Source organism: Streptomyces sp. NPDC092045 (assembly GCF_044756005.1).
Lineage (GTDB): Bacteria > Actinomycetota > Actinomycetes > Streptomycetales > Streptomycetaceae > Streptomyces.
In genome coordinates this window covers 80,931-107,646 of the sequence record NZ_JBIVSC010000012.1, presented here as the reverse complement: position 1 = coordinate 107,646, position 26,716 = coordinate 80,931, and the positions used below count along the sequence as shown (strand labels likewise).

Here is a 26,716-nt window from a genome sequence, read left to right as displayed (position 1 = left end):
CGGTCGTCGGATGAGGGGGATGCCATGTCAGGGAGGACGTCGGCCACGGGGGTCCCCCAGGAGGGTCCGGGAGGTGAGCGGGGGCCGTTCGGATTACGGCTCCGGGCGTTTCGCCGGCGGGCCGGGCTGAGTCAGGAGACGGCCGCCTCGCGGGCCGGGATCAGCACCAGGGCGCTGCGCGACATCGAGCGCGGGCGGGTCCAGCGGCCCCAGTCGCGGACCCTCCAGCGGCTCGCCGAGGCGCTCGGGCTCAGCAGCGGCGAACTGGGAGAACTGCTTGCCGCCGACCGCGCAGGACCGTCGCCGCGCGGCGCCGGCCGGCCCCGGCTGCTCATCCTCGGTCCGCTCTCCCTCCAGCGCGGCCGCACCCCCGTCCCCGTCACCAGCCCGATGCTGCGCCGCCTGCTCGGACTGCTCGCGCTCAAGCACCCCGAGCCCTCCACCCAGCAGGAGATCACCGACGTCCTCTGGCCGTCCGGACCGCCCAGTTCCCATCAGAGCCTCGTGCACACGTACGTCAGCCAGGTGCGGCGGCTCCTCGAACAGGGCGGGGCGCGGAACGGGCCGCCGCCCACCGTCGTCCGGACGCCCACCGGCTACCTCCTCGAAGCGCCCCGCAACCAGATCGACCTCGGCCACTTCAACGAACTCCTCGACCAGGCCGAGCGGTTGCACCGCGCCCCCGACCCGGCCTCCGCCTACGAGTCCCTGACCCGGGCCCTGCGGTGGTGGCGCGGACCGGTGCTCGCGGACGCCGACCCCGTCCTGCGCCAGCACCCCGCCGCCGTCGTGGTCAACGAGCGGCGGGTCAAGGCGGCGCTCCTGCACGCCGACACGGCGCTGCTGCTGCGCCGCCCCGAGGAGGCCGTCCCGGTTTTGTGGGACATGGTCAACACCGAACCGCTGCACGAGGGCCTGCACGCCCGGCTCATCCTCGCCCTCGCCAGCTCCGGCGAACAGGCCGCCGCCCTCAACGTCTTCAACCGGCTGCGCGACCGCCTCGACGAGGAACTCGGCATCGCGCCCAGCGCGGAAGTCCGCGACGCCCACCTCCGGGTCCTGCGCCAGCAGTTTCCCCCCGCGCGGCGTCCCGGCCGCCCCGCGCAGCCCGAACGCGCCCCCTCCGGGCCGTTCCCCGCCCAGCTCCCCGCCACGGCCGGCTCCTACGTCGGACGGCGGCGGCAGATGCGGGAGCTGGACGCCCTCGTCTCGCCCGACCCGGCGGCCCGCGCGCACGTCGTGGCGGTGGTCGGCGCGCCCGGAGTCGGCAAGACCGCCCTCGCCAAGCACTGGGCGCACGCCCGGCGCGAACACTTCGCGGACGGGCAGCTGTTCGTCGACCTGCGCGGCCACTCCCCGCTCCCGACGCTGCGCCCCGCCGACGTCCTGGCGCAGTTCCTCCGCGCCCTGGGCGCCCCGCCCGACCAGCTGCCCGCCGACGAGGACGAGGCCGCCGCGCTGTACCGCACCCTGCTCGCCGACCGGCAGACGCTGATCGTCCTCGACAACGCCCGCGACGCCGAACAGGTCCGGCCCCTCATCCCCGGCGCCCGCGGCTGCGCCGTGGTGATCACCAGCCGCAGCCGGCTCGCCGGCCTCGTCGCCAGCGACGGCGCCCACCAGCTCGTCCTCGACGTCCTCGACCCGGACGAGGGCCGGCGGCTGCTCGCCGCCACCATCGGCGAGAGCCGGGTCGCGGCCGAGGAGGAGGCGGCCCGCCGGCTCGTCCGGGTCTGCGGCGGCCTGCCGCTCGCCATCCGGATCGCCGGGGCCAACCTGCTCGCCCGCGACGCCCGCATCGCCGACTACTCCGCCGAGTTACCCGGCGACGACATGCTCAGCCGGCTGCGCGTGGAAGGAGACCGGCGCTCGACGGTGCGGGCCGCCTTCGACCTCTCGTACCGCGCGCTCCCGACCGCGGCCCGGCGGATGTTCCGGCTGCTCGGCCTGATGCCCGGCCCGGACCTCACCGTGGACGGCGCCGCGGCCCTCGCGGACTCGACCTCGGCCGAAGCGGCCGGGCTCCTCGCGGTCCTGACCGACGCCCACCTGGTACGGGAACGGGCGGCCGGCCGGTTCGGACTCCACGACCTGCTGCGCTCCTACGCCCGCGAGCTGGCCGGTCGCGAGGAGGCGCACGCCGCCCGCCAGCGGCTCTTCGACTGGTACCTCTACCACGCCGACGCGGCGGCCCGGCTGCTCTACCCGGCGGAGACGGCCCCGGCCGCCGGGACGCCCCCCGCCCCCTCGGCCGCGCTGGTCTTCTCGGACCACGGCGAGGCCGCGGAGTGGCTGGACGACGAGCGGGAGAACCTGGCCGGAGCCGTCCTCCAGGCGTCCGGCTCCGGCTTCACCGCCGTCGCCTGGCGCCTCGCCGAGAGCCTGCACCCCTACCTCTCGACGGGCATGTACACCGGCGACTGCCTCAAGGTCGCGACCGCCAGCCTGTTCGCCGCCGTCGCCGACGGCGAGCCGCGCGCCCAGGCCGCCGCCCAGCTCCGGCGCGCCGAGTGCCACCGGGCCCTGGCGAACGACGCCCGGGCCCTGGAGCTGTTCGGCAGCGCCCTGGAACTCGCGCGGCAGGCCGACTGGACCGAGGGGCAGGTCCTCGCGCTGCGCCGCATCGGCGCCGCGCACCAGCAGAACGGTGCCGAACGCCTCGCCTGCGAACACCTCTCCCGCGCCCGTGAGCTCACCCGGTGCGGGCGGGGACCGGGAGCCGGCACCGACGCAGGGGCGGAGGGCGGGGCGGAGGCGGGGGGCGGGTACGAGGACGGTCTCGTCTGAGCCTGAGCCTGAGCCTGCGCCTGATCCTGATTCTGATCCGGAGTCTGAGTCTGATCCGGTGTCGGTGTCGGTGTCGGTGTCGGTGCCTGTGCCTGATTCGGTGCCTGATTCGGTGCCTGTGCCCGTGCCTGTCCCGGTGTGGACGTGGGTGCGCGGCAGCCCCCGCCACCCTCCTCTTTGTTGCGGGAAGTTGAAGGAGCGGAAGGGCAAGTGCTCCGGCAGTCACGCCAGTTCTGCCGGTTGCCACGGGCATACCTGCGGCGGGCGCCGGAACCACAGGTCGGCACCGGTGCGCCGGCGCGGGCGTGGTCCTCCGGCGGCTTCCGGTCCTCTGGTCCGGCTGTAGGAGCCCGCCCAGACCGGAGCCATACGGTGGCCGCACCGCACAGCCGTTGCCCGAAGACCGTTGCCCGCAGCGTTCCCGAAGCGTTCCCGGAGCCGCCCCACAGGGGGCTCCCGCACGTCTGCCACGCCGTTCCCCCTGCCGATCACATCCGTGCGACCAGAACGAGGTGACGATGGAAACCGCGACACAGATCCCACGACAGGAAGGCCGACGGACCGCCGAAGTGGACGAGTTCGTGGTCACGTTCTACGAACGCGCCCTCGGGCGCGCCGACTTCAGCCCGTCCGGGATCGCCGACGAGCTGGGCGTCCCGCTCCGGCGGGCCGAGCAGGCGGTCCGGGTGCTGCGCGAACTGCGCCTGGTCAAGCCCGCCGAGGGCGGCGCCGGACGGCTGGTCGCGGTCAGCCCGGAGGCCGCCCAGATGGAACTGCTCGTCCCCCTGGAGCGGGAGATCCTCGACGGACGCCGCCGCCTCGCCGGGTTCAAGGGACAGCTCAGCTCCTTCGTCGCGGCCTTCGAGAAGCAGTCCCGGGCCCGCGCCGAGGCGGTGGTGATCACCGACGACCGCGAGGAGATCGAGCTGCGCCTCCTCGAAGCCGCCCAGGCCTGCACCACCGAGGTCCTGGTGATGCAGCCCTGCGTGGCCCGCGAGACCCCCGAGCTGCGCCTCGCCCGCCCCCTCGTCCTCGACGTGCTGCGGCGCGGCGCGCAGGGCCGGATCCTCTACCCCCACACCGCCCGCGGCGACTCCGACACCCGCGCCCACCTCGGCGAGGTCCTGCCCGCCGGAGGGCAGGTGCGCACCACCAAGGAGGTGCGCGACCGCTTCCTGGTCTTCGACCGGAAGACCGCCTTCATCCCGGCCGGCGAGGGCGACGCCATCGCCGTCGTCTACGACGGCGCGGTCGCCGCCTTCCTCGCCGGGCTGCACGCCCGGGTCTGGGAGTCCGCGTTCGACTTCGACTCCGGGGCGTCCGGGTACGCCGGAACGATGGGGGACCTGAAGGCGACCCTGCTCGACCTGCTCGCCTCCGGCGCCAAGGACGAGGCCATCGCGCGCCGGGTCGGCATGTCCGAGCGGACCCTGCGCCGCCACGTGGCCGCGATCATGCAGGAGCTGTCGGCCGGGAGCCGCTTCCAGGCCGGCGTCCTCGCCGCCCGGGCCGGCCTGGTCGACCTGTCCCTGGGGAGCGCCGCGTGAGCCGCTACGACCACGTCGACCTGACCCCCGGGGAGCCCCGCGTGAGCCGCTACGACCACGTCGACCTGACCCTCGGGGAGCCTCGTGTGAGCCGCTACGACCACGTCGACCTGACCTCCGGGAGCCCCGCGTGAGCCGCTACGACCACATCGCGTACACCCCCTCCGTGCGCAAGGCGCAGGAGGAGATGGGCAGCGCCACGGCCGCCGGCCGGCGCCTGCGGGAGCCGGACGGGGGGCCCGAGCCGCTCACCGGCGACGCGGCCGACTTCATCCGGGGCCTCGACGGCTTCCTGTTCTCCAGCGTGAGCGAGAGCGGCTGGCCGTACATCCAGTTCCGGGGCGGCCCGCCGGGCTTCGTCCACGTCCTGGACGCGCGCACCCTCGCGTACCTGGACGTCCGGGGCAACCGGCAGTACATCACCACCGGCAACCTGCGCGGCGACGACCGGGTCGCGCTCTTCTTCATCGACCACGCCCGCCGGACCCGCCTCAAGGTGTTCGGCCGCGCCACCGCCGTGCCGGCCGGGGAGGACCCCGTGCTCGCCGGGCGCCTGGACTCGACCCGTACCGAGGGGACGGTCGAGCAGCTCGTCACGATCCGGGTCGAGGCGTTCGCCTGGAACTGCTCCAACCACATCACCCCGCGCTTCAGCCAGGAGGAGCTCGCCGACGCCCTGGCGCCGGTCCGCGGGCGCATCGCGCACCTGGAGGAGGAGAACGCCGCCCTGCGCGCGGAACTCGCCGGGTGGCGGGGGGACGCCGGCCCGCCTTCTCCCTGAGGTCCGGGAGGTCGTCGCGCCGATCCGTCCACTGACCGAATTCGGCAGCCTGTTCCGGGCATTGATGGCCCCCCTCCCCGGGGGCCAGTCTGGAATCAGCGAAGAGCCCTCGAAGCGAACGGAGACATCGCGCGATGGTCAGCGACGTGATCGACCGGAACGACCGGTTCCGAGGAATTCTGGACCGGCTCGCCACCAAGTCGATCGACGACTACTACAACCCGTACCGGCTGTTCGAGTGGCCGGACCGGCTCCCCGAGGACATGTGGTGGATGAGCCCCGAGCTCACCACCACGTACGGGACGGAATGGGCCGAGAAACTCACTCCGCAGCAGCTCCACGCGCTTTCCAAGCACGAGAGCATCAATTTCTACAGCCTCAACGTGCACGGAATCCGGGAACTGCTCATCGAGGTGGTCAACCGGATTCACACCGCCGGTTTCGAAACGCCGTCGGAGTTCTTCCACCACTTCATCGGTGAGGAGAACGAGCACATGTGGTTCTTTGCCGAATTCTGCCTCCGCTACGGCGGGAAGATCTACCGCCAGCCGGCCGGCGGCGCGGAGGCGGCCGTGCCCTCGGACAAGATCCAGAGCCTGCTCGTCTTCGCCCGCATCCTGATCTTCGAGGAGCTGGTCGACCACTTCAACTCGGCGATGGCCGAGGACGAGCGGCTGCACGAGACCATCCGCGGCATCAACCGCATCCACCACCAGGACGAGTCCCGGCACATCGCCTTCGGCCGCGAACTGGTCAACCTCCTCCACCAGGACCTCAGGCAGACCGCCACCGAGGAGGAGCTGGACCAGGTCTCCACCTATCTGCGCCGCTACATGAAGCACAGCTTCGAGTCGCTCTACCACCCCCAGGTCTACCGCGACGCCGGCCTGGAGCGCCCGCACGAGCTGCGCCGCGCCCTCCTGGAGTCCCCGGCCCGCGCCGAGGCCGAGCTGCGCACCTTCCGCAAGACCGCCAAGTACCTCGAGAAGACGGGAATCGTCCGATGAACCGCCTGACCGGGAGCGACGGCGCGCCCGCGCTCGCCATCCTCGGACCCGGGGCCACCCGGCTCGTCCGGGAGCTGGACGGGGTCTTCGCCGGCTGGGGGCTCGCGGACGGCGCCGAGGAGATCAGCGCCCCGCCGCTCTTCCCGGTGACCGACCTGGAGAAGTTCGACGTCTACACCAACTTCCCCCACCTCGCCTGGGTCGCGGGCTCGCTCGACCTGTCCGAGGACCAGTTCAAGCCGGTGGAGGGGAAGTTCGGCCCCGGCGCGGTGGCCGAGGCGCGGTACGGACTCCCGCACGCCACCTGCTACGGCGCCTACCTCTTCCACGAGGGCGGCCAGGTCGCCGACGACGCCCTGGTGACCCTGGTCAACCGCTGCTTCCGCAACGAGGACCACTACGGCGGGCTGCGCCGCCTCGCCAGCTTCCAGATGCGCGAGATCGTCGCGCTCGGCGGCTTCGAGCACACCCAGCGCGTCCTGACCCGCTTCACCGGGCGGATCGGGGCCTTCGCCGCCGCGCTCGGCATCGAGCTGGGCAGGGAGGCGGCGAGCGACCCGTTCTTCCGGAACGACGGCGGCCGCGCCCTGATGCAGAAGCTCAGCCCGGTCAAGTACGAGTTCCAGTACGGCGACCTGGCGATCGCCTCCGTCAACACCCACCGCAACTTCTTCGGCGAGCGCTGCGGGATCCGCCTGGAGTCCGGCGAGCACGCCTACACCTCCTGCGTGGCCTTCGGCCTGGAGCGCTGGCTCGCCGTCCTGACCGAGCACTTCGAGGAGGACCTCGACGCCGCGCTCGGCGCGGTGCGCGAGGCCGCCGCGGCCGTGAGCGCCGCCGCCGTCGAAGCGCCGTGACCCGGCCCCTGATCGGCGTCGACCTCGTCCCGCTCTCCCGGGTCCGCGACCTCTTGAGGCCCGGAACAGGACCCGGACCCGGAACAGGAACAGCAACCGGGACCGACCCCGGTGCGCGATCCGGGCCCGACCCCGGCCCCCATCCCGTTCCCGACCCCGACCCCGGCCCCCTCCTGGGGCGTTTCCTCTCCGCCGAGGAGCTCGCCGCCTCCCGGACCCCCGACGGCGCTCCCGACCCGTCGGGGATCGCCGGGCGCCTCGCCGCCAAGGAAGCCGTCTTCAAGCTGCTCGGCTCCGTCGGGAGGCCCGTCCCCTGGCAGGGCATCGAGGTCCTGCGCGGCCCCGGCGGCCGGCCCGGGGTCCGGCTCTCCGGCCGGGCGGCCGAGCTGGCCCGTACCGCCGGGGTCGGCCCGATCGACGTGAGCATCAGCCACGACGCCGGCTTCGCGATCGCCGTCGCGGCCACCACCACCTCCGCACAGGACCGGCCCGCACAGGACCGGCCCGCACAAGACCGACCCATTCCGCTGGATCAGTGACTCTGAAGGGAATGCCATGAGTTCCGCAGGTATCGACAAGGTCCGGGACTGGATCCTCGGCCGTCACCCCGAGCGCACCGAGCTCGCCTCCGACGTCGACCTCATCGAGAGCCGCCTCGTCGACTCGCTCGCCTTCGTCGAGCTCGTCTACACGATCGAGGACGCCGCGGGCGTGGAGATCGACTTCGACAACATCGACATCGAGGACTTCCAGACCCTCGCCACCATCGAGAAGGCGTTCTTCGCCTGATCCCGAGGAGGGGTCTTCACCATGGACGCAGTCTCTTACACCGCCCAGTGGATGGCCGCGGCCCGCGCCGAGGAGTCCGAGCGCGAGGACGCGCTGTTCGTCGACCCGTTCGCCCGCGAACTGGCCGCACCCCGGGGCTTCGAACTGATCGAGCGCTACGCCGGCGGCGGCCTGCTGCCCTTCATCTCCATCCGCACCCGGTTCCTGGACGACGCCATCAAGGACGTCCTGGCCGAGAGCGGGATCCAGCAGGTCGTGCTGATCGCGGCCGGCATGGACACCCGCGCCTTCCGGCTCGACTGGCCGGACGGCGTCGAGCTGTACGAGGTCGACCACGCCCTCCTGATCGCCGAGAAGCGCCGCCGGCTCGCCGCCCTCGGGGCCGAGCCGCGGGTCGACCGGCGCGAGGTCTCCGCCGACCTCACCCAGGAGTGGCTGCCCGCCCTGGAGGCCGCCGGCTTCGACCGCGACCGCCCGACCCTGTGGGTCGCCGAGGCGCTGACCTTCTTCCTCACCGAGGACCAGGCCGCCGGGCTGCTCCGGCTGCTCGCCTCCGCCTCCGCCCCCGGCAGCCACCTGGCCTTCGACATCCTCGGCCGCGCCCTGCTGCGCAGCCCGTTCTCGAAGCGCTTCCTGGACACCCTCGCCTCCGACGGCACGCCGTGGATCTTCGGCACCGACGAGCCCGAGGAGTTCCTGACCGCGAACGGCTGGAAGACCACCGACCTGCGCGAGCCGGGCCAGCCCGGCGCCGGCGAGGGACGCTGGCCGTACGACGTGCAGCCGAGGGACCGCCGCGGCGCCAACCGGCTGTGGCTGATCCGCGCCGAGGTCGTGAAGTCCTGATGGGCCTGCCGACCACCGGTCCCCGGCCGGCCGGGGACCGTCCGATCACCCTGGAGCGGATCGAGTCGTACCTGCCCGGGCGCAGCGTGCGGATCGAGGAGCTGGGCGAGCGGCTCGGACTGCACCGGGCGCAGCTCGGCGTCTTCCGCAAGTTCTACGGCCTCGACAGGCTCCGGTACGACCCCGAGCTCCCGCTGCTCGACCTGCTGACGCCCGCCGCGCGCGGCGCCCTGGCCGCCCTCCCGGAGGGCGGCCGGGTGGACTACCTGGCCTACGCCCACGTCACCCAGGCGGTCGCCCCCGCCGACGTGGACATCGCGCGGCGGGTCGGCGACGACCTCGGGCTCGCCGGCGCCGAGGCCTTCGGCCTCAGCCACCAGGCCTGCGTCAGCAGCCTCGGCGCCATCGAGGTGCTCGGCGAACTGCTCCGCGCGGAGGGCGGCGAGGGCGCGTACGCCCTCATGGTCACCGGCGAGCAGGCGTACTCGCCGGTCGTCCAGCACGTCCCCAACACCTCGATCATGGCCGACGCCGCCGCCTCCTGCCTGATCACCCTGGACGGCGAGGGCGACGTGGTCCGGTCCTTCGCCACCCGGACCCTGGGCGAGTACGCCCAGTGGCTGGAGCTGACCCCCGAGCAGAACACCGAGTTCGGGGAGCAGTACGGCGGCCGGATCGCCGAGGTCATCCACCGGGCGGTGGAGGAGGCCGGGCTGACGCTCGACGACGTCGACCTGGTCATCCCGCACAACGTCAACAAGCTGGCCTGGCGGCAGACGATCAAGGAGCTGGGGGTGGAGCCGGAGAAGGTCTTCCTGGACAACGTCCCCCGCTACAGCCACACCTTCGCCTCGGACGTCTTCGTCAACTACACCACCCTGCGCGACGAGGGCCGCCTGGTGGACGGCGCCCACTACCTCCTCGTCTCCGTCGGCCTGGGCGCCACCTTCGGCGCGATGGTGATCACCCACCGGGCGGGGGGCGGTTCCCGATGAGCCGTCAGGAACTGATCCTCACCATCGAGAAGGCGCTCGGGGAGGTCCTGGAGCGGCCCGTCACCGGGCTCACGGAGGAGACCGCGCTCTTCGACGAGCTCCAGCTCACCTCCCTCGCCGTCCTGGGGCTCCTCATGACCGTCGAGGAGGCGACCGGCATCTCGGTCGACCCGGAGGCGCTCGACATCGACCACCTGCGGACCGTGGGCTCCTTCGCCGACTACGTCGAGGCCGCGCTCCGCGAAGAGGAGGGGACACCATGAGCGGTCTCGCCGTCCGGGCCGCCGCCGCGGTCCGCTCGCCCGAGGGGCGGGAGCCGGACGACCGGCGGGCCGCGCTCGACTACTTCCGCGACCTGCTGGCCCCCTTCGGGGAGAAGCCGGACGAGGAGCTGTTCGACGGCGGCCGGCACGTCCGGCACCGGGACCTCGCGGACCTGCTCGTCGCCGACGAGGGCGTCGGCGGCAGCAGGCCCGAGCTCCTGATCGTCACCCACGCCCTCCCGGACGTGGTGCCGTTCACCGCCGTCGCGCCCTACCTCACCGACCGCCTCGGCGGCCGGGCGGCCAACTTCTCCGTCGCCCAGCAGGGCCTGGCCGCGCCCTTCACCGCGCTGCGGATCGCCTCGGCGTACGCGAAGGCGGGACGGGCGGCGGAGGTGGTGATCGCGGTCCTCGAACAGACCACCCTGCCGACCCCCTTCCCGCTGGTCCGGGACACCCCGCTGGTGGACTCGGCCGCCGCGCTCGTCCTCGCCGCCGGCAAGGACGGCGGGGACGAAGGCCGGTACGAGGGCGGCCCCCGGTTCGTCCGGGCGCACGCGGCCGGTTCGCCGGCGGACGCCCTCGGCCGGGAGCCCGTCGAGGACGGCACGCTCCTCGTGCTCGGCCCCTGGGTCACCGGGGACGTGCCCGGGCACGACGGCCCGGTGCACCGGGTGGCCCCGGGCAGCTACTGCACCAGCCTCTGGCTGGACCTCGCCGACCACTGGCGGGAGTGGGGGCGGGACCACCGGCGGATCGTGCTGTGCGACACGGACCCGCGCTCGGGCCGCACGCACGTGGCGCTCTTCGAGGGCGGCGGGGAGTGACCCCGGGCGGGGGGGGGGGGGGGGCCCCCCCCCCCCCCCGCCCCCCCCCCCCCCCCCCCCCCCCCCCCCCGCGCGGGGGGCCACAACCCGCCCCCGCGCGGGGCCCCCCCCCCGGGGGCGCTCGGGGGGGGGGGGGGGGGGCCCCCGGGGGGGGCGGGGGGGCCCCCCCCCCCCCCGGGGCCCCCCGCCGCCCCGCCCGGACTCCGGCAGAAGGTTTCGACGGCAACTCCGGCAGCGACTCCGAAAGACACCCGACGAGGCACCCGAAGGGAAGGCTGGAACACCATGACCACGGCTGAGGAGCGGACCATCAGGCTGGACTCCGCACGGGCCGGAAGAGGACCGGCGACCTGGGGCCAGCGGGCCATCTGGGGCGTCGTCACCCGGCTCGGCGACGACGCCCCCCGGTACAACCTGCCGGTCCACCTCCCCGTCTCCCCGCCCCGCCCCGTCGACCGCGTGCTCGCGGACCTGAAGGAGCTGCTGCTGCTCCACGACAGCCTGCACACCCGGTTCCTGCCGGACGGCGAGGACGGGCTCGAACAGGTCGTGGACGGCAGCGGCGCGCTCCCGGTGGAGGTCCGCACGGGCCCGGCCGGACGCTCCGCCGAGGACGGCGCCGCCTTCCTCGGCGAGCTGGCCGGGCGCCCCTTCGACCACACCCGGGAGTGGCCCCTCAGGGTCGGCCTGATCGAGTCCGGCGGCCTGGTCCACCGGCTCGTCCTGGCCGGGGCGCACACCGGCATGGACTACTGGGGCCTCGGCCGGCTGCTCCGCGACCTGGAGTCCGTCCAGGCCGGCGAGACCGCCGAGTCGCTGCGCGCGGCGCGCCCCGCCCTCCAGCCCCTGGAGGCCGCCGGGGTCCAGGCCTCGCCGCTCGGCCGCCGCCGCGACGAGGCGGCCCGCCGCTACTGGATCGAGCAGCTCACCGAGGGCCCCCGGCGGATCTTCCGGGAGCCGGCGGCGCCGGAGCTCGCGGACGTGCCGGACCGCAGGTTCCCCAACGCGCTGCTGCGCTCGCCCGCCCTCGCGGTCGCCGTCGGGCGGGTCGCGGCGGAGCTGGAGGTCAGCGACGCCGCCGTGCTCCTCGGGGCGGCCGCCCACCAGCTCGCCCGGATGTCCGGGAGCGCCGACGTGCTCTTCCAGGTCGTGGTGGGCAACCGCTTCCAGCCGTCCGCCGCCGCCTCGGTCAGCACGGTGGCGCAGGAGGCGCTGTTCCGGCTCACGGACGCGGACCGGGACTTCGAGGACGCGGTGCGGCGGACGCGGTCCGTCGCCTTCGGCGCGTTCCGGCACGCCGCGTACGACAAGTGGGCGCTCGACCGCGAGGTGGCGCTCCTGGTGGAGAAGGGGGAGGCGGCCGACCACTCGTACTGGTGGAACGACACCCGCGACCCCGGCGTCGGGCCCTTCGACGACGTCGAGCGGCCGAAGGCGCCGCTGAGCGAGCTGATCGGCCGGACCGAACTGCGCTGGCCGACGGAGTTCCCGGCCCGCAGGAACGTCTCGATGGCGGTGGACGTGCTGACCGCCCCGGGCGCCCTCGACCTCGCCATGACCGCCGACCCGGCGGTCGTCGACCGCGCGGGCACGGAGGAGTTCCTGCGCGGGGTCGAGCGGCTGATCGTCGCCGAGGCGATCGCGCTGGGGGACTGATGGCACCGGTGACGAAGAGGTACGCGGGGATCGCCTGGACCGAGGCGGGCTACCGGGTCGAGGTCCTGGACGGCGCCGGGCGCCCGGTGGGGGAGCCGCGCGACTGGGGCGCCGCCCGGGTCGCCGAACTCATCGTCTGGCTGCGGGACTTCGACGGCGGCGAGCCCCCGGCCGTGGTCCTGGACAGCACCAACGGCCTGCTCGACGGCCCCATGACGGCCGCCGGCCTGGAGGTCCACCGCGCGGACCCCTGGCTCCTTCCGCCCCGGCCGCGCTTCGGCTCCGTCACGGCCCGGCAGCTCGCGGAACGGGCCCTGGCCGCGCCGGGCGAGCTCGCCCGGGTGACCGCCGAGGGCGGCACCCTGACCGGCCGGGCCGAGGAGTACTTCGAGGGCGTACGGCGCGGGGAACCGGCCCAGAAGGCCCTGACGGCGTCCGGGCGCTGCTTCGAGCACGGCCGCCGGGACGTCCCGAAGGTGGCGCTCACCTTCGACGACGGCCCCGACCCGGTCTTCACCCGGCAGGTCCTGGAGATCCTGGACCGCTACGGGGCCCGGGCCACCTTCTTCTGCGTCGGCCACCACGTCGCCGCGCTGCCCGACGAGGTGCGCCGGATCGTCGCGGGCGGCCACGGCCTCGGCAACCACTCCTGGTCGCACCCCTTCCTGTTCGACCTGACGCCGGAGCAGCTGCGCGAGCAGATCGACCGGACGACGGAGGAGCTGGACCGGGTGGCCGGCGCGGCCCCGGCCTGGTTCCGGCCGCCGTACGGGGCGCTGAGCCCCGAGGTGCTCGCCGTCCTGGCCGGGCACCCGGCCACCCTGACGATGTGGGACGTGGACGCCCGCGACTGGTCGCGGCCGGGGCCCGGGCAGATCGCCAAGACCGTCCTGGAGGGCGTCGGCCCCGGCTCGGTGGTGCTGATGCACGAGGGCGCCGGGGACCGGAGCCAGACCGTGGCGGCCCTTCCCGCGATCGTCGAGGGCCTGCTCGAACGCGGCCTGGAACCGGTCGCGCTCGACGAACTCGCCCCGCCGCCCCGCACCGGCCCCGAAGACCGCTGAACCCCGGCCCCCGAACCTCCGCCCTCCCGAACCCCCGCCCCCCGAACCCCGATCAACGACCGAAGGACTGAAGGGTCATGGAAGAACGCTTGGCAGAGCCCACTCCGGCGGCGGCGCCCCCGCTGACGAAGGACGGGCCCGACGGAGGACCGCCGGGGGAGCCGGGGAAGCCGGGGACGCGGGCGACGGGACCGTCCCCGGACGAGCCGGCGATCTGGTCCCGCAACTTCCGGTACTACTTCGTCGCCCGCAGCGCCGGCCTGCTGAGCTGGGCCATGCTGCCGGTCGCGGTCGCGGCCGGTCTGCTCAGCGGCGGGTACGGCCTGGACACCGCCGGGTACTCGATGGCCTTCCTGGTCGCCCCGTTCGCCGGCCTGGTGCTGTTCGGCGGGGTGCTCGCCGACCGGTTCACCGCCCGCCGGATGATGATCATCGCGGACCTGGCCAACCTCACCGCCCACGTCCTGCTCGCCCTCCTGTTCATCCACGGCATCGACCACCTCTGGCAGCTGTACGCGCTGCTCGTCGTCGCCGGCACCGCCAACGCCCTGTTCCAGCCGGGCGCCTCCTCGACCGTGCCCCTGGTCTCCCGCGACGTGCAGGGCGCCAACGGCGTGCTGCGCACCTCCGAGGCGATCACCGGCCTCGGCGGCCCGGCCCTGGCCGGCACCCTGGTCGGCTTCGGGTCCACCGGCTGGGTCATGGTGATCTCCGCCGTCGCCTACGGCACCAGCGCGATCTGCCTGTTCGCCCTCCGGCTCGGCGTGGTGCCCGCCCCGCCGGCCGGCGAGGGCCTGTGGCGCAACCTGGCCGTCGGCTGGCACGAGTTCCGCTCCCGGAGCTGGCTCTGGGGCGTCATCCTGATCTGGATGTTCTACGCGGTGCTCTCCTGGGGGCCGCAGCTCTCGGTGGCCGCCGGCGTCATCGTGCCCGAGCACGGCGCGAGCGCCTTCGGCCTGATCAACGCCGCGCTCGGCGCCGGAACCGTGGCCGGCGGGCTCCTCGCGATCCGCTACAAGCCCCAGCGGCCGCTCGCCGCCGGGGCCGTGGCGATGATGGCGTACCCGCTCTACCCGCTCGGCATCGTGCTCGGCTGGCCGGTCTGGCTGCTCGTCGTCGCCCAGGTGCTGGTCGGCGCCGGCATCGGCGTCTGGGGCGTCATGTGGGCCACCAGCGTGCAGACCCAGGTGCCGGGCGAGGTCCTGAACCGCGTCCACGCCTACGAGGTCGCGGGCTCCGTCGGCATGTACCCGATCGGCAGCGCGCTGGCCGGTCCCGCCGTCGACGCGTTCGGCACCGACGAGGTCCTCGTGGTGGGCGTCGTGGTCTCCTTCCTCACCGCCACCGCCCTCCTGGCGGCCCGCCCGATCCGCACCCTGCGGCGTGTCCCGGACCGCGTCTGACGGGTCCGGCGCGCCCGTGCCCGGGGCCGTGTCCGGCCGGATCCGCACGCCCGCCGACGGCGTGCACCACCTGGTCGCCCGGAACGAGGAGGTCCTCGGCGCGCTGCCCGTCGCCGCCGCGGACCGGGCGACCGCCGGGGGGCTGCCGCCGTGGCGCGCGGCGGAGCACCTCGCCTCGCGGACGCTGCTGCGGTTCCTGCTGCGGGAGGCCGGCGAGGACGCCGGGGACGGGCCGGTCGCCGCGCTTCCGGGCGGCCGCCCGTACCTGCCCGGACGGCCCGGCCTGGGGGTGAGCCTCTCGCACTCCGCGGGCTGGGTCGCGGCGGCCGTCGGCCGGGGCCGGGACGTCGGCGTCGACGTGCAGGTCCCGGCCGCCGTCGGCGACCGGCTGCTGCGGCTCTGCTGCGCGCCGGGGGACGCCGACGCCCTGGCGGCCCGGTCCGAGGAGGCGCGAAGGTCCGGGTTCGCCCGGATCTTCGCCGTTCAGGAGGCCTGTGTGAAGGCCGTGGGGAAGGGCTTCTCCGGCCGCCCCTGGACCGTCCCGGTCCCCCTCGGCGCGCGGACGGGCACCTGGGACGGCGTCCGCTGGTCCGCCCCGCCCGGAGACGGAGCCGGAGACGGAGGTGGAGACGAAGGCGACCGCGCTGCGCCGCCGGTCGCCTGCGCCTGGACCGTGCGGCCCGCACGGCGGGGGCGGGCGTGACCGGTGGCGGCGGGCGGGCGTGACCGGCGGCGGGGCCGTGCCCCGCCGCCGGTGTCGCGCTCCCGCGCGTTCGGCCGGTCAGTCGCCGTGGCCGGTGCCGCCGCTGCCGAAGCCGCCGCTGGAGATCCCGCCCCACTTGCGCTTCTCCTCGTCCGGGGGCTCGGGCGAGGTCTCGGTTCCGGAGTGGTTGAGCTGGTACGGCATGAGCCGGTGCTCGGCGTCCGTCTGCGGCATCTCCGCGCCCTTGCGGTACTCGGACGACTCGCCGGGCAGGCCGCCGTCGGGCCGGTGCGGCTGCTCCTCGGTCTTCGGGGGCGCCGACTCGCGGTTGCGGACACGGATGCCGAACATGAACGCGCCGATGAGGACGGCGACGACGATGAGACCGCCGAGAACCTGTGCCAGGCCTGACTGCCAAACCCCAGCCGCCAGGTTCTCTGCTGCGCTGAGAGTGTTCATATCTACGGATTACCCGATTCCGCTTCTTTGGATGCGCCGGGAAGGGATCTCTTCTGATTTATCCGTGATGTCCGATCGCTCCGCGTGCACGGGCCCCGTTCCGCCCGGTGAGCCGCCGGACCGCGTCTCCGACGCCGACGGGCACCGCGCCTCCCCGCCTCACTTCGCGTCCGAGTACCGCTCCACCGTCGCCGTCGTGAACGGGAACCGCACCGGCGTGTCCCCGAACGTGATCCTCCCGGCCTCGTCCCCGGCCGCCCGGATCGCCGCCGTGACCGCCTCCGCCTCCTCCGCCGGGCAGTGCACGATCACCTCGTCGTGCTGGAAGAAGACCAGCTCCGCCCGCATCCCGGCGAGGGAGCGCCGCAGCGCCGCCAGCATCAGCAGCGCCCAGTCGGCGGCGCTGCCCTGGACGACGAAGTTGCGGGTGAAGCGGCCCCGCGCCCGGGTGTTCCCCGAGGCGTACCCGGGGGTGAACTCGCCCTCCTCCACGACCGGTTCGGCGTCGCCCTCCTGGGGCAGGCCCGCCTCCTCGGCGTCGCCCGCGCCGACCGCGCGCGGGCTGGTCCGGCCGAGCCAGGTGCGCACGAGCCGGCCCTCCTCGCCCGCCCTCGCCGCGTCGTCGACGTACGCCACGGCCAGCGGGAAGCGGCGGCGCAGCGCCGCCAGGTTCTTCAGGCCGTCGCCGCTGGTCTGCCCGTAGACCGCGCCCAGGAGCGCGAGCTTGGCGTGCTCGCGGTCGCCGGAGAAGGCGCGGGCCGAGAGCCGGGTGTACAGGTCGTCGGGGTGGCCAGCGACCTCCATCAGGCCCGGGTCGCGGGAGATCGCGGCGAGGACGCGCGGCTCCATCTGGTCGGCGTCGGCCACGACGAGCCGCCAGCCCCCGTCCGCGACCACGGCCCGCCGGATCACCTTCGGGATCTGGAGGGCCCCGCCGCCGTTGGTCGTCCAGCGCCCGCTGACCGTGCCCCCGGGCAGGTACTCCGGCCGGAACCGGCCGTCCCGCACCCAGTCGGCCAGCCAGGACCAGCCGTGCGCCGTCCAGATCCGGTACAGCTTCTTGTACGCGATCAGCGGCTCCACCGCCGGGTGGTCGACCTCGCTCAGCTCCCAGCGGCGCGTGGACCGCAGCCGGATCCCGACCGCCGCGAAGGCCTTCACCACGTCGGCGGGCAGGTCGGGCCGGACGCGGCGGCCGAGGGCCGCGGACACCTCGCCCGCGAGCTCGGCCAGCCGGCGCGGCTCGCCCCCGCCCGCGTACCGCTCGCCGAGCAGTTCGTTCAGCAGCTCCCGGTGCACGTCGGCCCGCCACGGCAGCCCGGCCCGGTGCATCTCGGCGGCCACCAGCGTCCCCGCCGACTCGGCGGCCGTCAGCAGCCGCATCCTGCCCGGGTGCTCGACCCGGTCGTGGCGGCGGAGCTGCTCGGCGTAGACCGCGAGGAGCCCCTCGAAGGGCACGGCGGTCACGCGGGGCGGCTCGAACAGCGAGTCCTGCGAGCCGGGTTCGGCGGTGCGGGGCGGCGGGTCGGGCGGCACCGGCGCGTTCCGCAGGCGCGCCCAGGCGGCGGCGGCCGAGCGGGGCTCGCCGAGCCGCCCCTCGTACCCGAGGAGCACCTGCTCGGCGGCCTCCACGTCGTAGCACCGCTCGACCCGCACCCCGGCGGCGAGCAGCCGGGGATACGTCTCGGCCGTCGACCGCCACACCCACCGGGCCACCTCCGGCCGGTCCCGCACGGCCGCCACCAGGTCCGGCTCGCGCCGCACCGGCCCGGCGGGCGCGCCGTCCGGGCCGAGGGGCGCGAGCAGCGCCCCGTCCCCCTCCTCCTCGGCGGCCAGCGCCCACCTCTCGCTCATACCGGCGAGTCTCGCAGCCGCCACTGACAGGGCCGGGCCTCCTACGCTGTGGCGCGGACACCGGATCCTGACGTGGAGGGGGAGGACGATGTACACGATGTCCCTGGGGGACGACGGGGCGGAGCTGTGCCCGCTCGAACCGTGGCAGGCGGACGAGTTCCTGGCGCACATGGACCGGGGGAGGGAGTTCATCGGCGCCCGCAACGGGCTGCCGGACGTCGTCACCGACCTGGAGTCCGGCCGGGCCTTCCTCCGGGCGTACGCGGAGAGGACGGCGGCCGACACCGGCCGCATCCACGGCATCCGGCTCGACGGGACCCTGGTCGGCGCCGTGATCCTCCGGACGCTCGACACCGCGAACGGCACGGCCGAGGCGGGCTGCTGGCTGGAGCCGGCCGCGACGGGCCGGGGCCTGGTGACCCGGGCGGCGCGGGCGCTCGTCGACTGGGCGATCGAGGTGCGCGGGATCCACCGGGTGGAGTGGGTCGTCTCCTCGGACAACGCGCCGAGCATCGCCGTGGCCCGCCGCCTGGGCATGACCAGGGACGCGGTCCTGCGCGAGAGCCACGCGTACCGGGGCCGCCGCCACGACGAGGAGGTCTGGTCGGTCCTGGCGGGGGAGTGGCGGGCGGCGAAGGCGGCGGAGGCGGCGGAGCCGCTGGGGACGACCGGCTGAGGACGGGACGGCGGCCGGGAGCGGGGCGGCGGCCGGGTCGGTGGCCGGGACTGGGGTGGTGACCGGAGTCGGGGCGGTGGCCGGAGCCGGGACCGGGGCCGGGGCGGTGACCCGGCTCCGACCCCGGTCACCGCCCCGTCGTCCCACCATGGCCGGTCGACGGTCCGCGCGCCACGCGAGGGGCCCGTCGAGGGGTGCGCGTCAGGTGTTCCTCACGCCCCGTGGGAAGCGCGCGTCAGGCGCCACGCCGGGACGGCCGAGGCGGTGACCGCGACCGCCGCACACACGCCCGCCGCCGTGCCGACCGCCGCCCAGGGCGGGGCGAGGACGACCGGGGCGGAGAGCGCGGCCAGGGCCGCGCCCAGGGCGCCGAGGACGACGGCCGTCACCACCAGGCCGAGGAGCGCGCCGATCGCGACGGCGAGCGCCGCCTCGCCCGTCACCACCCGCAGGACCTGGGCCCGGGTGGCCCCGGCGAGCCGCAGCGAGGCCAGCTCCGCGCCCCGCACCGAGGTGGCCATGAGCAGGGTGCCGGCGAGGCCGATCACCGTGTAGACGAGGGCGATGCCGAGGACGAGGACCAGGCCGAGCCGGGTCTGCGGGCTGCTCGCCGGGCGCTCGGCCGCCGCCCACGCGCCGGCGGTCGCGACGGTCCCGCCGCTCGCCTCCAGGGCCCGGACCGTCGCCGCGCCGCCGCCGCGCGCCTCGATCCGGTCGAGGACGGCGCCCGGCGCGTTCGCCCGGGTGACGTACGGGCCGTTGTCGCCGGTCCCGAGCGCGAGGACGGCCGCGATCCGCAGCCGTACCGGACCGCTTCCGTCCGCCCGCCACACCTCCACCGCCCCGCCGACCCGGCGCCGCTCGAAGTCCTCGTTCACGACGATCGACCGGTCGTCCAGGTCCCGCACGTCCCCGGCGACCACCGGGAGCCGGGCCAGGTCCGCGAAGGCCGCCGGGTCGGCGACCGCCCGCGCGCCGTACTTCACGACGGCCTCCGCCCCGTCCCGTACGAAGACGGAGGTGGCCCCGGTGGCCGAGACGACGGCCCCGGCCGGGAGGGGGGTCACCGGACGCAGGTCCTCCCCGCTCGCCACGTACGCGGCGGCCGTGTGCTCCCGGAGCTCCGTGCCCTTCGCGCGCGTGACGCCCGCCGCCGAGCCGAAGAGGGACCCGGCGAGCGCCACGGTCACCAGGACGGGCGCGGCGACGGCGGCGGTGCGGCGGACGGAGGCCGCGGCGTTCTCCCGCACGAGCGTCCCCACCGCCCCCCCGGAGCAGCGGCAGCCGGGCCGCCGGCCGGACGAGGAGCGGCGCGAGCAGGGCGGTGCCGCCGATCAGGAGCATCGGGAGGGTCGTGTACGTCTTCCGCTTCAGGAGTTCGGACGGCTCGGTCGCGCAGGTCCAGACGAGCAGCCCCAGATCGGTCAGGAGCAGCGCCGCCCCGGCCAGGGCCCGGCCGGGCGGCAGGACGTCGGCGTCGACGTCCGCCTCGCGCAGGGCGGCGGTCGGGCCGGTCCGCCCGGCGCGGCGGGAGGCGGCGAAGGCGCCGGTCAGGGCGACGGCCAGGCCCGTCCAGAAGGCGGCGTGGTACGGCCAGGAGGCCCCGCCGACCGTGAACCACGCGGGCGCGAGGCCGCCGTCCACGAGCGTCCGGGTGAGCAGGGGCGCGCCCAGGGCGCCGAGGGCGCATCCGGCGGCGGAGGCGAGCACGCCGAGCACGGCGGCCTCGGCGAGGAGGAGGCGCCGGACCTGCCCGGGGGTGGCCCCGGCGGTCCTGAGGAGCCCGAACTCGCGGCGGCGCAGCGCGACGGCGAACGCGAACGTCGACGCGACGACGAAGACGGAGACGAAGGCGGTGACGCCGCCGGAGGTGCCGAGGAGGGCGTTCAGGGCGGTGAGCGCGCGGGCGTCCCGCTCGGGGTCGGGATCGGCGCGCACCCGTTCGGCCCCGGTGAGGACCCGGGCGCGGCTGCCGACGAGGTCCCGGACCCGGTCGGCGGGGGCGTCGACGCCGACGGCGTCGGGGCCGCCCGCCGTGGTGACGGCCCAACGGGCGCGCAGCGCGCGGAGGAGCTCCGCCTCCACGGGTTGTGGACGGTCGAGCCGCCGCTCCACGGGCGCGGTGGCGGGCCCGCGCCGCACGTCGAGGACCAGCCGGTCGTGGCCCGTGACGACCACGGGCGAGGAGGCGAACCGCTGGGGGGCGCGCTCGGGCGCGTGGAAGGTGGCGGAGAGCCCGAGCCCGGTGACGGCGAGCAGCCCGACCCCGAGGGCGAGGGCGACGAACGCGCCGAGGAGGGAGGCACAGCGGTCTCGCAGCCCGGCGAGGACGAGCGTCAGCACGGGGTGCCTCCGGCGGGGGCGGCGGGGGTGGTGGAGACGGTGGGGTGCGGGTGGTGCGGGGTTCGGGGGTCCTGCGGGGGTTCGGGGGTCCGCCGGGATCGGGGGTCCTGCCGGCCTTGCGGGTTCTGCCGGGTCCCCCGGGACCGCCGGGTCCCCCGGGACCTCCATGCCCTCCGGGTCTGTCGGCCCCCCAGAACGTGCCGGGACTCCCGGGCTTCCCCGGCACCAGAGCCCTCCGAGCCCTCCGAGGCTTCCCCGGCCTCCCGGGTTTCCTCGGCCCTCGGGGCCTGCTCGGCCCTCGGGGCCTGCTCGGCCCTCGGGGCCTGCTCGGCCCTCGGGGCCTGCTCGGCCCTCGGGGCCTGCTCGGCCCTCGGGCCGCGCCCCGCTCCCCGCCCCTCCAGCGCCGCCGTCCTCCTGGCGACCGTCTCCACCTCCGGGGCCGACAGTTCGTCCGCCACGCGGCCGTCGACCAGGAAGACCACGCGGTCCGCGCGCGCCGCCGCCACCGGGTCGTGGGTGACCATGACGATCGTCCGGCCGTCCCGGTCGACCAGCTCCCGCAGCAGGTCGAGGACCTCGCGGCTCGTCGTCGAGTCGAGCGCGCCGGTCGGCTCGTCGCCGAAGAGGACGGCCGGCCGGGTGATCAGCGCGCGGGCGAGCGCGACCCGCTGCTGCTGACCGCCGGACAGCTCGCCGGGCCGGTGCCGTTCGCGCCCGGCGAGCCCGACCCGGGCCAGGGCCTCCCGGACCTCCGCGCGGGACGGGCGGCGGCCGGCGAGCCGGAGCGGCAGGGCCGTGTTCTGCGCGGCGGTCAGGGAGGGCAGCAGGTTGAAGGACTGGAACACGAAACCGATCCGGTCCCGTCGCAGCAGGGTGAGCCGCCGTTCGCTCAGCCCCTCCAGGGCGGTCCCGTCGATCTCCACGGTCCCGGAGGTCGGCCGGTCGAGCCCGGCGGCGCACCGCAGGAGCGTGGACTTGCCGGAGCCCGAGGGGCCCATGACGGCGGTGAAGGTCCCGGCCCGGAGGTCGAGGTCGACGCCGTCGAGGGCGCGGACGTCCCGGTGGTGGCGGGTGAGCCCCCGGAGCCGTACGGCGACGGCCGCGGCTGCGTTGCGGGTGTCGGTTGCGGTCATGGACCCAGCGAACCGTCTCCGCCGCCGCCGATCACGACCACTGGCGGGCGTCCCCGGGGTAGGGCCAGGCCTACCCCGGGCCGGGCCCGGACCCCGGGCTGGGCCTGCCTCCGGGCCGGGCTGGGCCTGCCCCCCGGTCCGGGCCTGCCCCACCCGGGGTCCGGGCCTACCCCCCGGTCCGGGCCCGCCCCCCCGGTCCGCCCCCGCCCCGGAGCCCTCCCCCGCCCCGGGAGGAACGGGGCCGTGGCCGGTGCTGAGACCATCGGAGGGAGACGGGACGGGCGTACGGACGAGGAACGGGACGCGAGGACGGCGTGGGCACCACCATCGACAAGGCCTTCGGGGCGCTGTACGCGAGCGACGACGGGTCGCTCGACACGGCGGCCTCGCTGCTCGCCGCCGACCGGGGCGCGGACGCGGAACTGGCGCGGCGGGGCGAGGAGTTCGTCCGGACGCTGTGGGGGCGCGGCTGGCAGCCCGCGGACCTGGTCCGCACGGCCCGCCGGGACCTCGGGGACGAGCACGTACGGCTGCTCGCCGGGCTGATCAGGACGGAGACGGCGGGGTACGGGCGGCTGCCGCACCGCTGGGAGGCGCAGCTCGACGAGCTCCCCGACGGGCCCGGCCGCCCCGCGGACCGCTTCTCGTACGCGACGTCCGTCCTGGAGCTGTACCGGCTGCTCGTCCGGCTGCCGCGCCTGGACGCGGTCGGCCCGGCGCCGGGGGAGGCGCTGCCGCCGCCGGCGGCCGGGGAGCCCCGGACGCTGGGCCGGATCAGGGCGCTGCTCGCGAAGGCGGAGGCGACCGGCTACCCGGAGGAGGCGGAGGCGCTGACGGCCAAGGCGCAGGAGCTGATGGCCCGGCACAGCCTGGACGGGGCGACGCTCGCGGCGGGGGCACCGTCCCCGGAGGCGCCCGGCGCGCTCCGGATCGGGGTGGACGCGCCGTACGAGCAGGCGAAGGCGATCCTGCTCGACGCGGTGGCGACGGCGAACCACTGCCGGGCGGTGTGGAACGAGGCGCACGGCTTCTCGACCGTGGTCGGCTTCGAGGCGGACCTGGACCCGGTGGAGCTCCTCTACACCTCGCTGCTGGTGCAGGGGACGGCGGCGATGACGCGGGCGGAGGCGGAGCAGCGGGCGGGCGGCCGCAAGCGCACGAAGTCCTTCCGGCAGTCCTTCCTCCTCGCGTACGCGAACCGGCTGGGCGCCCGGCTCTCGGCCACCTCCCGCCGGGTGGCCGCCGAGGCCCCGACCCTGCTCCCGGTCCTCGCCTCCCGCGAGGCGGCGGTCGCCACCCGCACGGACGAACTCTTCCCCGAGACCCGCACCACCCGCGTCCGCGCCGCCTGGGACGAGGCGGGCTGGAACCACGGCGCGACGGCCGCGGACCGCGCGGCCCTGCACCCGGACCGGCGGGGGGTCGAGGGCCGGGCGTAGCCCCGGGCCCGGGAGCGCGGCCCCGGCGGCACCCGCCCGCCCCGGCAGGGTTCCGGGAACCGGCCGTTCGGCACCCGCCCGCCCCGGCAGGGTTCCGGGAAGGGGCGGGGCGGGGGCCGAACGGCCGGTTCGTGCCGGATCGTGGCGATACGCTTCCCGCATGAGCTGGCTCCGGGCCTTGAAGGGGACCGCCCGCTCCGGGCTCAGCGTCGAGCGGCAGAGGCTCGAGCCCTGGGGAGCGGCGCGGGGCGCGCTGGGGCTCGCGCTCGTCGTCGGGTTCTCGCTCGCCCTCTTCGGGCCCGCCGTCGCCGTCTCCTCCGCCTTCGGCGCCTTCCAGGCGGCCATCGCCACCTTCCAGCGCTCCTGGCGCCCCCGCCCCACCCTCGCCCTCGCCTCCGGCGCCAGCCTCGCCGTGTCGACCTTCATCGGCTATCTGACCGGCGCCCATGACGGGCTCTTCCTCGCCCTGCTGCTCCTGTGGACGTTCCTGTCGGGCCTCGCCTGGGCCGCCGGCCCCACCGCCGGCCTCATCGCCTCCTCGAACGTGGCGATGATGCTGGTCACGGTCACCCTCCCCACCTCCGTCGCCACCGCCGCCGGCCACGCCGCCACGATCTTCGCGGGCGGGGTCGTCCAGGCCGCCCTGGTCGCCCTCCTCCCGGTCCGCCGCTGGGGCGCCCAGCGCGACGCCCTCGCGGACGCCCTCACCGCCGAGGCGGACTACGCCCGCCGCCTGCGCCACGACCCGATCGCCCCCTTCGACCCCGTCCCGCTGATGACCGCCCGCAACGCCGCCGCCGTCACGCCCCGCCAGGCCCGCCGCCGCCCGGCCGAGCTGCACGGCTCCCGGGGCCTCGCGGAGCGCATCCGCCCCGTCCTGGCCTCGCTCGCGGACCCGGCCGTCGGCGTCCCCGGGGAGGGGCCGCAGCGGGACCGGGTGCGCGAGCTGCTCGACGCCGCCGCCGCCGTCCTCGACGCCGCCGCGCTCGCCATCCGCCGCGGCGACCCGGTCGTCCTGCCCGCCCCGGCCCTCGCCGCCCTCCGCACCCCCGGCACCGGCTCCGTCCTCACCGGCCCGCCGCGCCGCGCCGCCGTCCGCCTCGCCGCCCTCCTCGGCGACGTCCTGGAGACCGCCGACCCGCACGCGGAGACGCCGGTCCGCACGGGCGTGTCCCGCTCCCGGCCCACCCTCGTCCGGCTCGCCCCCCTCGTCCTCGCCCAGGTGCGCGCCGAGCTGCGCCACGAGTCCCCGGTCCTGCGCCACGCGATCCGCGTCCCGGTGGTCACCGCCGCCGGCTACCTCCTCGGCGCGGCCCTCCCCTTCGGCCACGGCTACTGGGCCCCGATGGCCTCGGTCATGGTGATGCGCCCGGACTTCTCGCAGACGTACGCCCGCTCGGTGGCCCGCTTCGGCGGCACCCTGGTCGGCGTGGGCCTGGCGACGGCGGTGGTGCGCTCGGCGCACCCGGACGCGCACCTCTCCGCCGTGCTCGCGGTGCTGTGCGCCTTCGGGATGTACCTGCTGATGCGGACGGGGTACGCGGCGAGCCAGGTCTGCGTCTCCGCGTACGTGGTCTTCCTGCTCGGCATGGGCGGCGAGGGCGTCGACCAGACCGTGCGGGAGAGGGTGCTGCTCACCCTGCTCGGCGGGCTCCTCGCGATGCTGGCGTACGCCGTCTACCCGGCCTGGGAGACGCCCCGGCTGCGCGGCCTGCTCGCGGACTGGCTGGAGTCGGTCGGACGGTACGCGTCCGTCGTCGCCGCCGGGTACGCCGACCCGGCGGGCCCGGCCGACCCCGACGTCCGCGAGGCGCTCCTGAGGACCCGCGCCGCCCGGGTCGCCTGGCAGGAGGCGCTGGAGCGCGCGGCGCACGAGCCGGTGCGCCACCGGGGGCTCTCGCACGCGGCGGTGGAGCAGGCCGAGCACGCGCTCGGGGAGTTCGGCCGGGTCGCGATGCTCATGGAGGCGCACCTGCCCGAGCGCGGCGCCGCACCCCTCCCGTACGCCGCCGCGCTCGCCGAGGCCCTGCGCCGGTCGACCGCGCGGGGCGCGAAGACGCTGCGGGAGCGCGGGGAGCCGGACTGGGCCGAGCTGCGGGAGACCGTCGACGCCTGGTCCGGCGAACCGCCGGACCACTTCCTGCTCCACAAGGGCGCCGTCCTGCTCCTGGAGAGCCTGGAAGACCTCGCGACGGCCCTCTCCGAGACCGCCCCGCGTCCGGGATAACCGCTGGTGGCACACTCTGTCGCGTAGTCGGTACGCCACCGTTTGTGCACGTGCATCTGCTCATGCAGCCGTCATGTGAACACAGCTATGATCCGAGCAAGTTGACACCTGCACCAAGCAACTCGGGAGCTACCAGTGCATCCTGCGCATCACGCGTACAACGGCATGGCGGCCGCGGAGCTGCGCGGTGTCGTGTGGCAGAAGAGCAGGCACAGCAACTCCCAGGGTTCCTGCGTGGAGTTCGCAAAACTTCCGGGGGGAAACGTTGCCGTCCGCAATTCCCGTCATCCCGACGGGCCCGCGCTCGTCTACACGCCCGCCGAGATAGAGGCGCTCCTGCTCGGCGTGAAGGACGGGGAGTTCGACCACCTGGTGTGAGCGCGCGGACGCGCGCGAGGGCCCCGGCGGCGACCGCCGGGGCCCTCGCGCGTGCGTTCCGTCTACTCCGGGCCGATCCGGAACAGCGCCCACACGACCTTGCCCTGGAGCGTCCCCGCCAGCGGGTGCCAGCCCCAGCTGTCGCTGAACGAGTCCACCAGGAAGAGGCCGCGCCCCGACTCGGCGGCGAAGTCCTCCTCGCCGCCGCGCGCCTCCGGGCTCTCCACACTGGGGTCGCGCACGGCGCACACCAGGCGCGAGGCCCAGCGCATCAGGTGCAGCCGGACCGGCGGCTGCCGGCCGTCGTCGGGACACGCGTCCGCGGGCACCGCGTGGCGCAGCGCGTTGGTGACGAGTTCCGAGACGACGAGGGCCACGTCGTCGAAGCGCTCCGACAGCTCCCAGCGGTCGAGCGTCGCGCTGGTGAACTTCCGGGCCCCGCGCACGGCTTCGAACCGCGCGGGAAGGGCGCAGGAGGCCGAGGTGGAGACGGCGCCGGGATCGATCGGCGGAAGGCCCTGCCGTAACGGCTCGAGCACGGTCGATCCATTCGTCCCCATGCGAGGCACTCCCGGGAATCGCGACTGTGGTGCGACAACACGACAACACGAACGAGTACGCGGCTGCGCGGGCCCCATGCTTCCGAATGCGACCCCCGGATGCAAGGGCAGATGCACGTGCA

At 75.6% G+C, this 26,716-nt stretch carries 23 protein-coding genes and 2 pseudogenes; 20 read left to right on the top strand and 5 right to left on the bottom strand.

Annotated features, from left to right (window positions below; translation table 11 throughout):
- Window positions 1-24: 24 nt before the first annotated feature.
- The 16 genes from ACIQKA_RS24530 to ACIQKA_RS24455 all read left to right on the top strand — a co-directional run bounded on the left by ACIQKA_RS24530 (window position 25) and on the right by ACIQKA_RS24455 (window position 15,525).
- Window positions 25-2,787, top strand: a complete 2,763-nt coding sequence (locus tag ACIQKA_RS24530; protein ID WP_402542386.1) for a BTAD domain-containing putative transcriptional regulator — start codon at window positions 25-27, stop codon at window positions 2,785-2,787.
- A 518-nt stretch (window positions 2,788-3,305) separates the two neighbouring features.
- Entirely contained in the window at window positions 3,306-4,334 is a 1,029-nt protein-coding gene (locus ACIQKA_RS24525) for a LuxR C-terminal-related transcriptional regulator (RefSeq protein ID WP_402542385.1), read from the top strand.
- Entirely contained in the window at window positions 4,331-4,468 is a 138-nt protein-coding gene (locus ACIQKA_RS24520) for a hypothetical protein (protein ID WP_402542384.1), read from the top strand. Before ACIQKA_RS24525 ends, ACIQKA_RS24520 begins: the two co-directional genes overlap by 4 nt.
- The gene (locus ACIQKA_RS24515; protein WP_402542382.1) at window positions 4,465-5,115 is read left to right on the top strand and encodes a pyridoxamine 5'-phosphate oxidase family protein; all 651 of its coding nucleotides are present in this window, start codon (window positions 4,465-4,467) and stop codon (window positions 5,113-5,115) included. Before ACIQKA_RS24520 ends, ACIQKA_RS24515 begins: the two co-directional genes overlap by 4 nt.
- 134 nt (window positions 5,116-5,249) lie before the next feature.
- Window positions 5,250-6,122 (top strand): diiron oxygenase, encoded by an 873-nt coding sequence (locus ACIQKA_RS24510; protein WP_383150316.1) that lies wholly within the window; start codon window positions 5,250-5,252, stop codon window positions 6,120-6,122.
- Window positions 6,119-6,979 (top strand): hypothetical protein, encoded by an 861-nt coding sequence (locus ACIQKA_RS24505; RefSeq protein WP_383150318.1) that lies wholly within the window; start codon window positions 6,119-6,121, stop codon window positions 6,977-6,979. Before ACIQKA_RS24510 ends, ACIQKA_RS24505 begins: the two co-directional genes overlap by 4 nt.
- Complete coding sequence (locus ACIQKA_RS24500) at window positions 6,976-7,518, top strand: holo-ACP synthase (RefSeq protein ID WP_402542381.1); 543 nt, start codon at window positions 6,976-6,978, stop codon at window positions 7,516-7,518. Before ACIQKA_RS24505 ends, ACIQKA_RS24500 begins: the two co-directional genes overlap by 4 nt.
- 16 nt (window positions 7,519-7,534) lie before the next feature.
- Complete coding sequence (locus ACIQKA_RS24495; RefSeq protein ID WP_030219305.1) at window positions 7,535-7,768, top strand: phosphopantetheine-binding protein; 234 nt, start codon at window positions 7,535-7,537, stop codon at window positions 7,766-7,768.
- Between the two features lie 21 nt (window positions 7,769-7,789).
- A complete protein-coding gene (locus ACIQKA_RS24490) occupies window positions 7,790-8,614 on the top strand; it encodes a class I SAM-dependent methyltransferase (protein WP_383430972.1) in 825 nt (274 codons plus the stop codon).
- Entirely contained in the window at window positions 8,614-9,609 is a 996-nt protein-coding gene (locus tag ACIQKA_RS24485) for a 3-oxoacyl-[acyl-carrier-protein] synthase III C-terminal domain-containing protein (protein ID WP_383150323.1), read from the top strand. The genes ACIQKA_RS24490 and ACIQKA_RS24485 overlap by 1 nt, the downstream gene beginning before the upstream one ends.
- Window positions 9,606-9,872: an acyl carrier protein gene (locus ACIQKA_RS24480; RefSeq protein WP_366373648.1), complete on the top strand. Its 267-nt coding sequence runs from the start codon at window positions 9,606-9,608 to the stop codon at window positions 9,870-9,872. The genes ACIQKA_RS24485 and ACIQKA_RS24480 overlap by 4 nt, the downstream gene beginning before the upstream one ends.
- Window positions 9,869-10,699 carry a hypothetical protein gene (locus tag ACIQKA_RS24475; RefSeq protein ID WP_391095659.1) on the top strand — a complete coding sequence of 277 codons (831 nt, stop codon included), beginning with the start codon at window positions 9,869-9,871 and terminating at the stop codon, window positions 10,697-10,699. Before ACIQKA_RS24480 ends, ACIQKA_RS24475 begins: the two co-directional genes overlap by 4 nt.
- A 285-nt stretch (window positions 10,700-10,984) precedes the next feature.
- Window positions 10,985-12,355, top strand: coding sequence for a condensation domain-containing protein (locus tag ACIQKA_RS24470; protein WP_383150327.1), 1,371 nt, complete (start codon window positions 10,985-10,987; stop codon window positions 12,353-12,355).
- Window positions 12,356-12,363: 8 nt separating this feature from the next.
- Window positions 12,364-13,419 (top strand): polysaccharide deacetylase family protein, encoded by a 1,056-nt coding sequence (locus tag ACIQKA_RS24465; RefSeq protein WP_391095657.1) that lies wholly within the window; start codon window positions 12,364-12,366, stop codon window positions 13,417-13,419.
- Between the two features lie 89 nt (window positions 13,420-13,508).
- Window positions 13,509-14,822: an MFS transporter gene (locus ACIQKA_RS24460; RefSeq protein ID WP_383150330.1), complete on the top strand. Its 1,314-nt coding sequence runs from the start codon at window positions 13,509-13,511 to the stop codon at window positions 14,820-14,822.
- A 16-nt stretch (window positions 14,823-14,838) separates the two neighbouring features.
- A complete protein-coding gene (locus ACIQKA_RS24455; RefSeq protein WP_383443202.1) occupies window positions 14,839-15,525 on the top strand; it encodes a 4'-phosphopantetheinyl transferase family protein in 687 nt (228 codons plus the stop codon).
- A gap of 78 nt (window positions 15,526-15,603) precedes the next feature.
- On the opposite strand, the gene ACIQKA_RS24450 is transcribed toward ACIQKA_RS24455, so the two are convergent.
- Entirely contained in the window at window positions 15,604-15,984 is a 381-nt protein-coding gene (locus ACIQKA_RS24450; RefSeq protein ID WP_383150334.1) for a DUF6479 family protein, read from the bottom strand.
- A gap of 159 nt (window positions 15,985-16,143) precedes the next feature.
- Complete coding sequence (locus ACIQKA_RS24445; RefSeq protein WP_402542379.1) at window positions 16,144-17,838, bottom strand: bifunctional 3'-5' exonuclease/DNA polymerase; 1,695 nt, start codon at window positions 17,836-17,838, stop codon at window positions 16,144-16,146.
- 88 nt (window positions 17,839-17,926) lie between these two features.
- On the opposite strand from ACIQKA_RS24445, the gene ACIQKA_RS24440 reads away from it, so the two are divergent.
- Complete coding sequence (locus ACIQKA_RS24440; RefSeq protein ID WP_391095653.1) at window positions 17,927-18,514, top strand: GNAT family N-acetyltransferase; 588 nt, start codon at window positions 17,927-17,929, stop codon at window positions 18,512-18,514.
- A 212-nt stretch (window positions 18,515-18,726) separates the two neighbouring features.
- Here ACIQKA_RS24440 and ACIQKA_RS24435 read toward each other — a convergent pair.
- A pseudogene (locus tag ACIQKA_RS24435) lies at window positions 18,727-20,857 on the bottom strand (FtsX-like permease family protein).
- 386 nt (window positions 20,858-21,243) lie between these two features.
- Window positions 21,244-21,990, bottom strand: a pseudogene (locus ACIQKA_RS24430) (ABC transporter ATP-binding protein); the annotation flags it as partial.
- A 314-nt stretch (window positions 21,991-22,304) separates the two neighbouring features.
- Here ACIQKA_RS24430 and ACIQKA_RS24425 point away from each other — a divergent pair.
- The 3 genes from ACIQKA_RS24425 (at window position 22,305) to ACIQKA_RS24415 (ending at window position 26,034) form a co-directional block, all read left to right on the top strand.
- Window positions 22,305-23,429, top strand: coding sequence for a DUF2786 domain-containing protein (locus ACIQKA_RS24425; RefSeq protein WP_386367824.1), 1,125 nt, complete (start codon window positions 22,305-22,307; stop codon window positions 23,427-23,429).
- Between the two features lie 160 nt (window positions 23,430-23,589).
- The gene (locus tag ACIQKA_RS24420; RefSeq protein WP_391095649.1) at window positions 23,590-25,656 is read left to right on the top strand and encodes an FUSC family protein; all 2,067 of its coding nucleotides are present in this window, start codon (window positions 23,590-23,592) and stop codon (window positions 25,654-25,656) included.
- Between the two features lie 165 nt (window positions 25,657-25,821).
- Complete coding sequence (locus tag ACIQKA_RS24415) at window positions 25,822-26,034, top strand: DUF397 domain-containing protein (protein WP_189832228.1); 213 nt, start codon at window positions 25,822-25,824, stop codon at window positions 26,032-26,034.
- Window positions 26,035-26,096: 62 nt separating this feature from the next.
- Here ACIQKA_RS24415 and ACIQKA_RS24410 read toward each other — a convergent pair whose 3' ends face one another.
- The gene (locus ACIQKA_RS24410) at window positions 26,097-26,594 is read right to left on the bottom strand and encodes an ATP-binding protein (protein WP_383152599.1); all 498 of its coding nucleotides are present in this window, start codon (window positions 26,592-26,594) and stop codon (window positions 26,097-26,099) included.
- Window positions 26,595-26,716 lie beyond the last annotated feature (122 nt).

What these genes read in the sequence shown, in the direction of transcription:
- ACIQKA_RS24530 (WP_402542386.1), top strand. Translation starts at nt 25, where the DNA reads ATGTCAGGGAGGACGTCGGCCACGGGGGTCCCCCAGGAGGGTCCGGGA.
- ACIQKA_RS24490 (WP_383430972.1), top strand. Translation starts at nt 7,790, where the DNA reads ATGGACGCAGTCTCTTACACCGCCCAGTGGATGGCCGCGGCCCGCGCC.
- ACIQKA_RS24410 (WP_383152599.1), bottom strand. Translation starts at nt 26,594, where the DNA reads ATGGGGACGAATGGATCGACCGTGCTCGAGCCGTTACGGCAGGGCCTT.
- ACIQKA_RS24470 (WP_383150327.1), top strand. Translation starts at nt 10,985, where the DNA reads ATGACCACGGCTGAGGAGCGGACCATCAGGCTGGACTCCGCACGGGCC.
- ACIQKA_RS24485 (WP_383150323.1), top strand. Translation starts at nt 8,614, where the DNA reads ATGGGCCTGCCGACCACCGGTCCCCGGCCGGCCGGGGACCGTCCGATC.
- ACIQKA_RS24480 (WP_366373648.1), top strand. Translation starts at nt 9,606, where the DNA reads ATGAGCCGTCAGGAACTGATCCTCACCATCGAGAAGGCGCTCGGGGAG.
- ACIQKA_RS24475 (WP_391095659.1), top strand. Translation starts at nt 9,869, where the DNA reads ATGAGCGGTCTCGCCGTCCGGGCCGCCGCCGCGGTCCGCTCGCCCGAG.
- ACIQKA_RS24420 (WP_391095649.1), top strand. Translation starts at nt 23,590, where the DNA reads ATGAGCTGGCTCCGGGCCTTGAAGGGGACCGCCCGCTCCGGGCTCAGC.
- ACIQKA_RS24445 (WP_402542379.1), bottom strand. Translation starts at nt 17,838, where the DNA reads ATGAGCGAGAGGTGGGCGCTGGCCGCCGAGGAGGAGGGGGACGGGGCG.
- ACIQKA_RS24510 (WP_383150316.1), top strand. Translation starts at nt 5,250, where the DNA reads ATGGTCAGCGACGTGATCGACCGGAACGACCGGTTCCGAGGAATTCTG.
- ACIQKA_RS24440 (WP_391095653.1), top strand. Translation starts at nt 17,927, where the DNA reads ATGTACACGATGTCCCTGGGGGACGACGGGGCGGAGCTGTGCCCGCTC.
- ACIQKA_RS24525 (WP_402542385.1), top strand. Translation starts at nt 3,306, where the DNA reads ATGGAAACCGCGACACAGATCCCACGACAGGAAGGCCGACGGACCGCC.
- ACIQKA_RS24415 (WP_189832228.1), top strand. Translation starts at nt 25,822, where the DNA reads ATGGCGGCCGCGGAGCTGCGCGGTGTCGTGTGGCAGAAGAGCAGGCAC.
- ACIQKA_RS24450 (WP_383150334.1), bottom strand. Translation starts at nt 15,984, where the DNA reads ATGAACACTCTCAGCGCAGCAGAGAACCTGGCGGCTGGGGTTTGGCAG.
- ACIQKA_RS24505 (WP_383150318.1), top strand. Translation starts at nt 6,119, where the DNA reads ATGAACCGCCTGACCGGGAGCGACGGCGCGCCCGCGCTCGCCATCCTC.
- ACIQKA_RS24495 (WP_030219305.1), top strand. Translation starts at nt 7,535, where the DNA reads ATGAGTTCCGCAGGTATCGACAAGGTCCGGGACTGGATCCTCGGCCGT.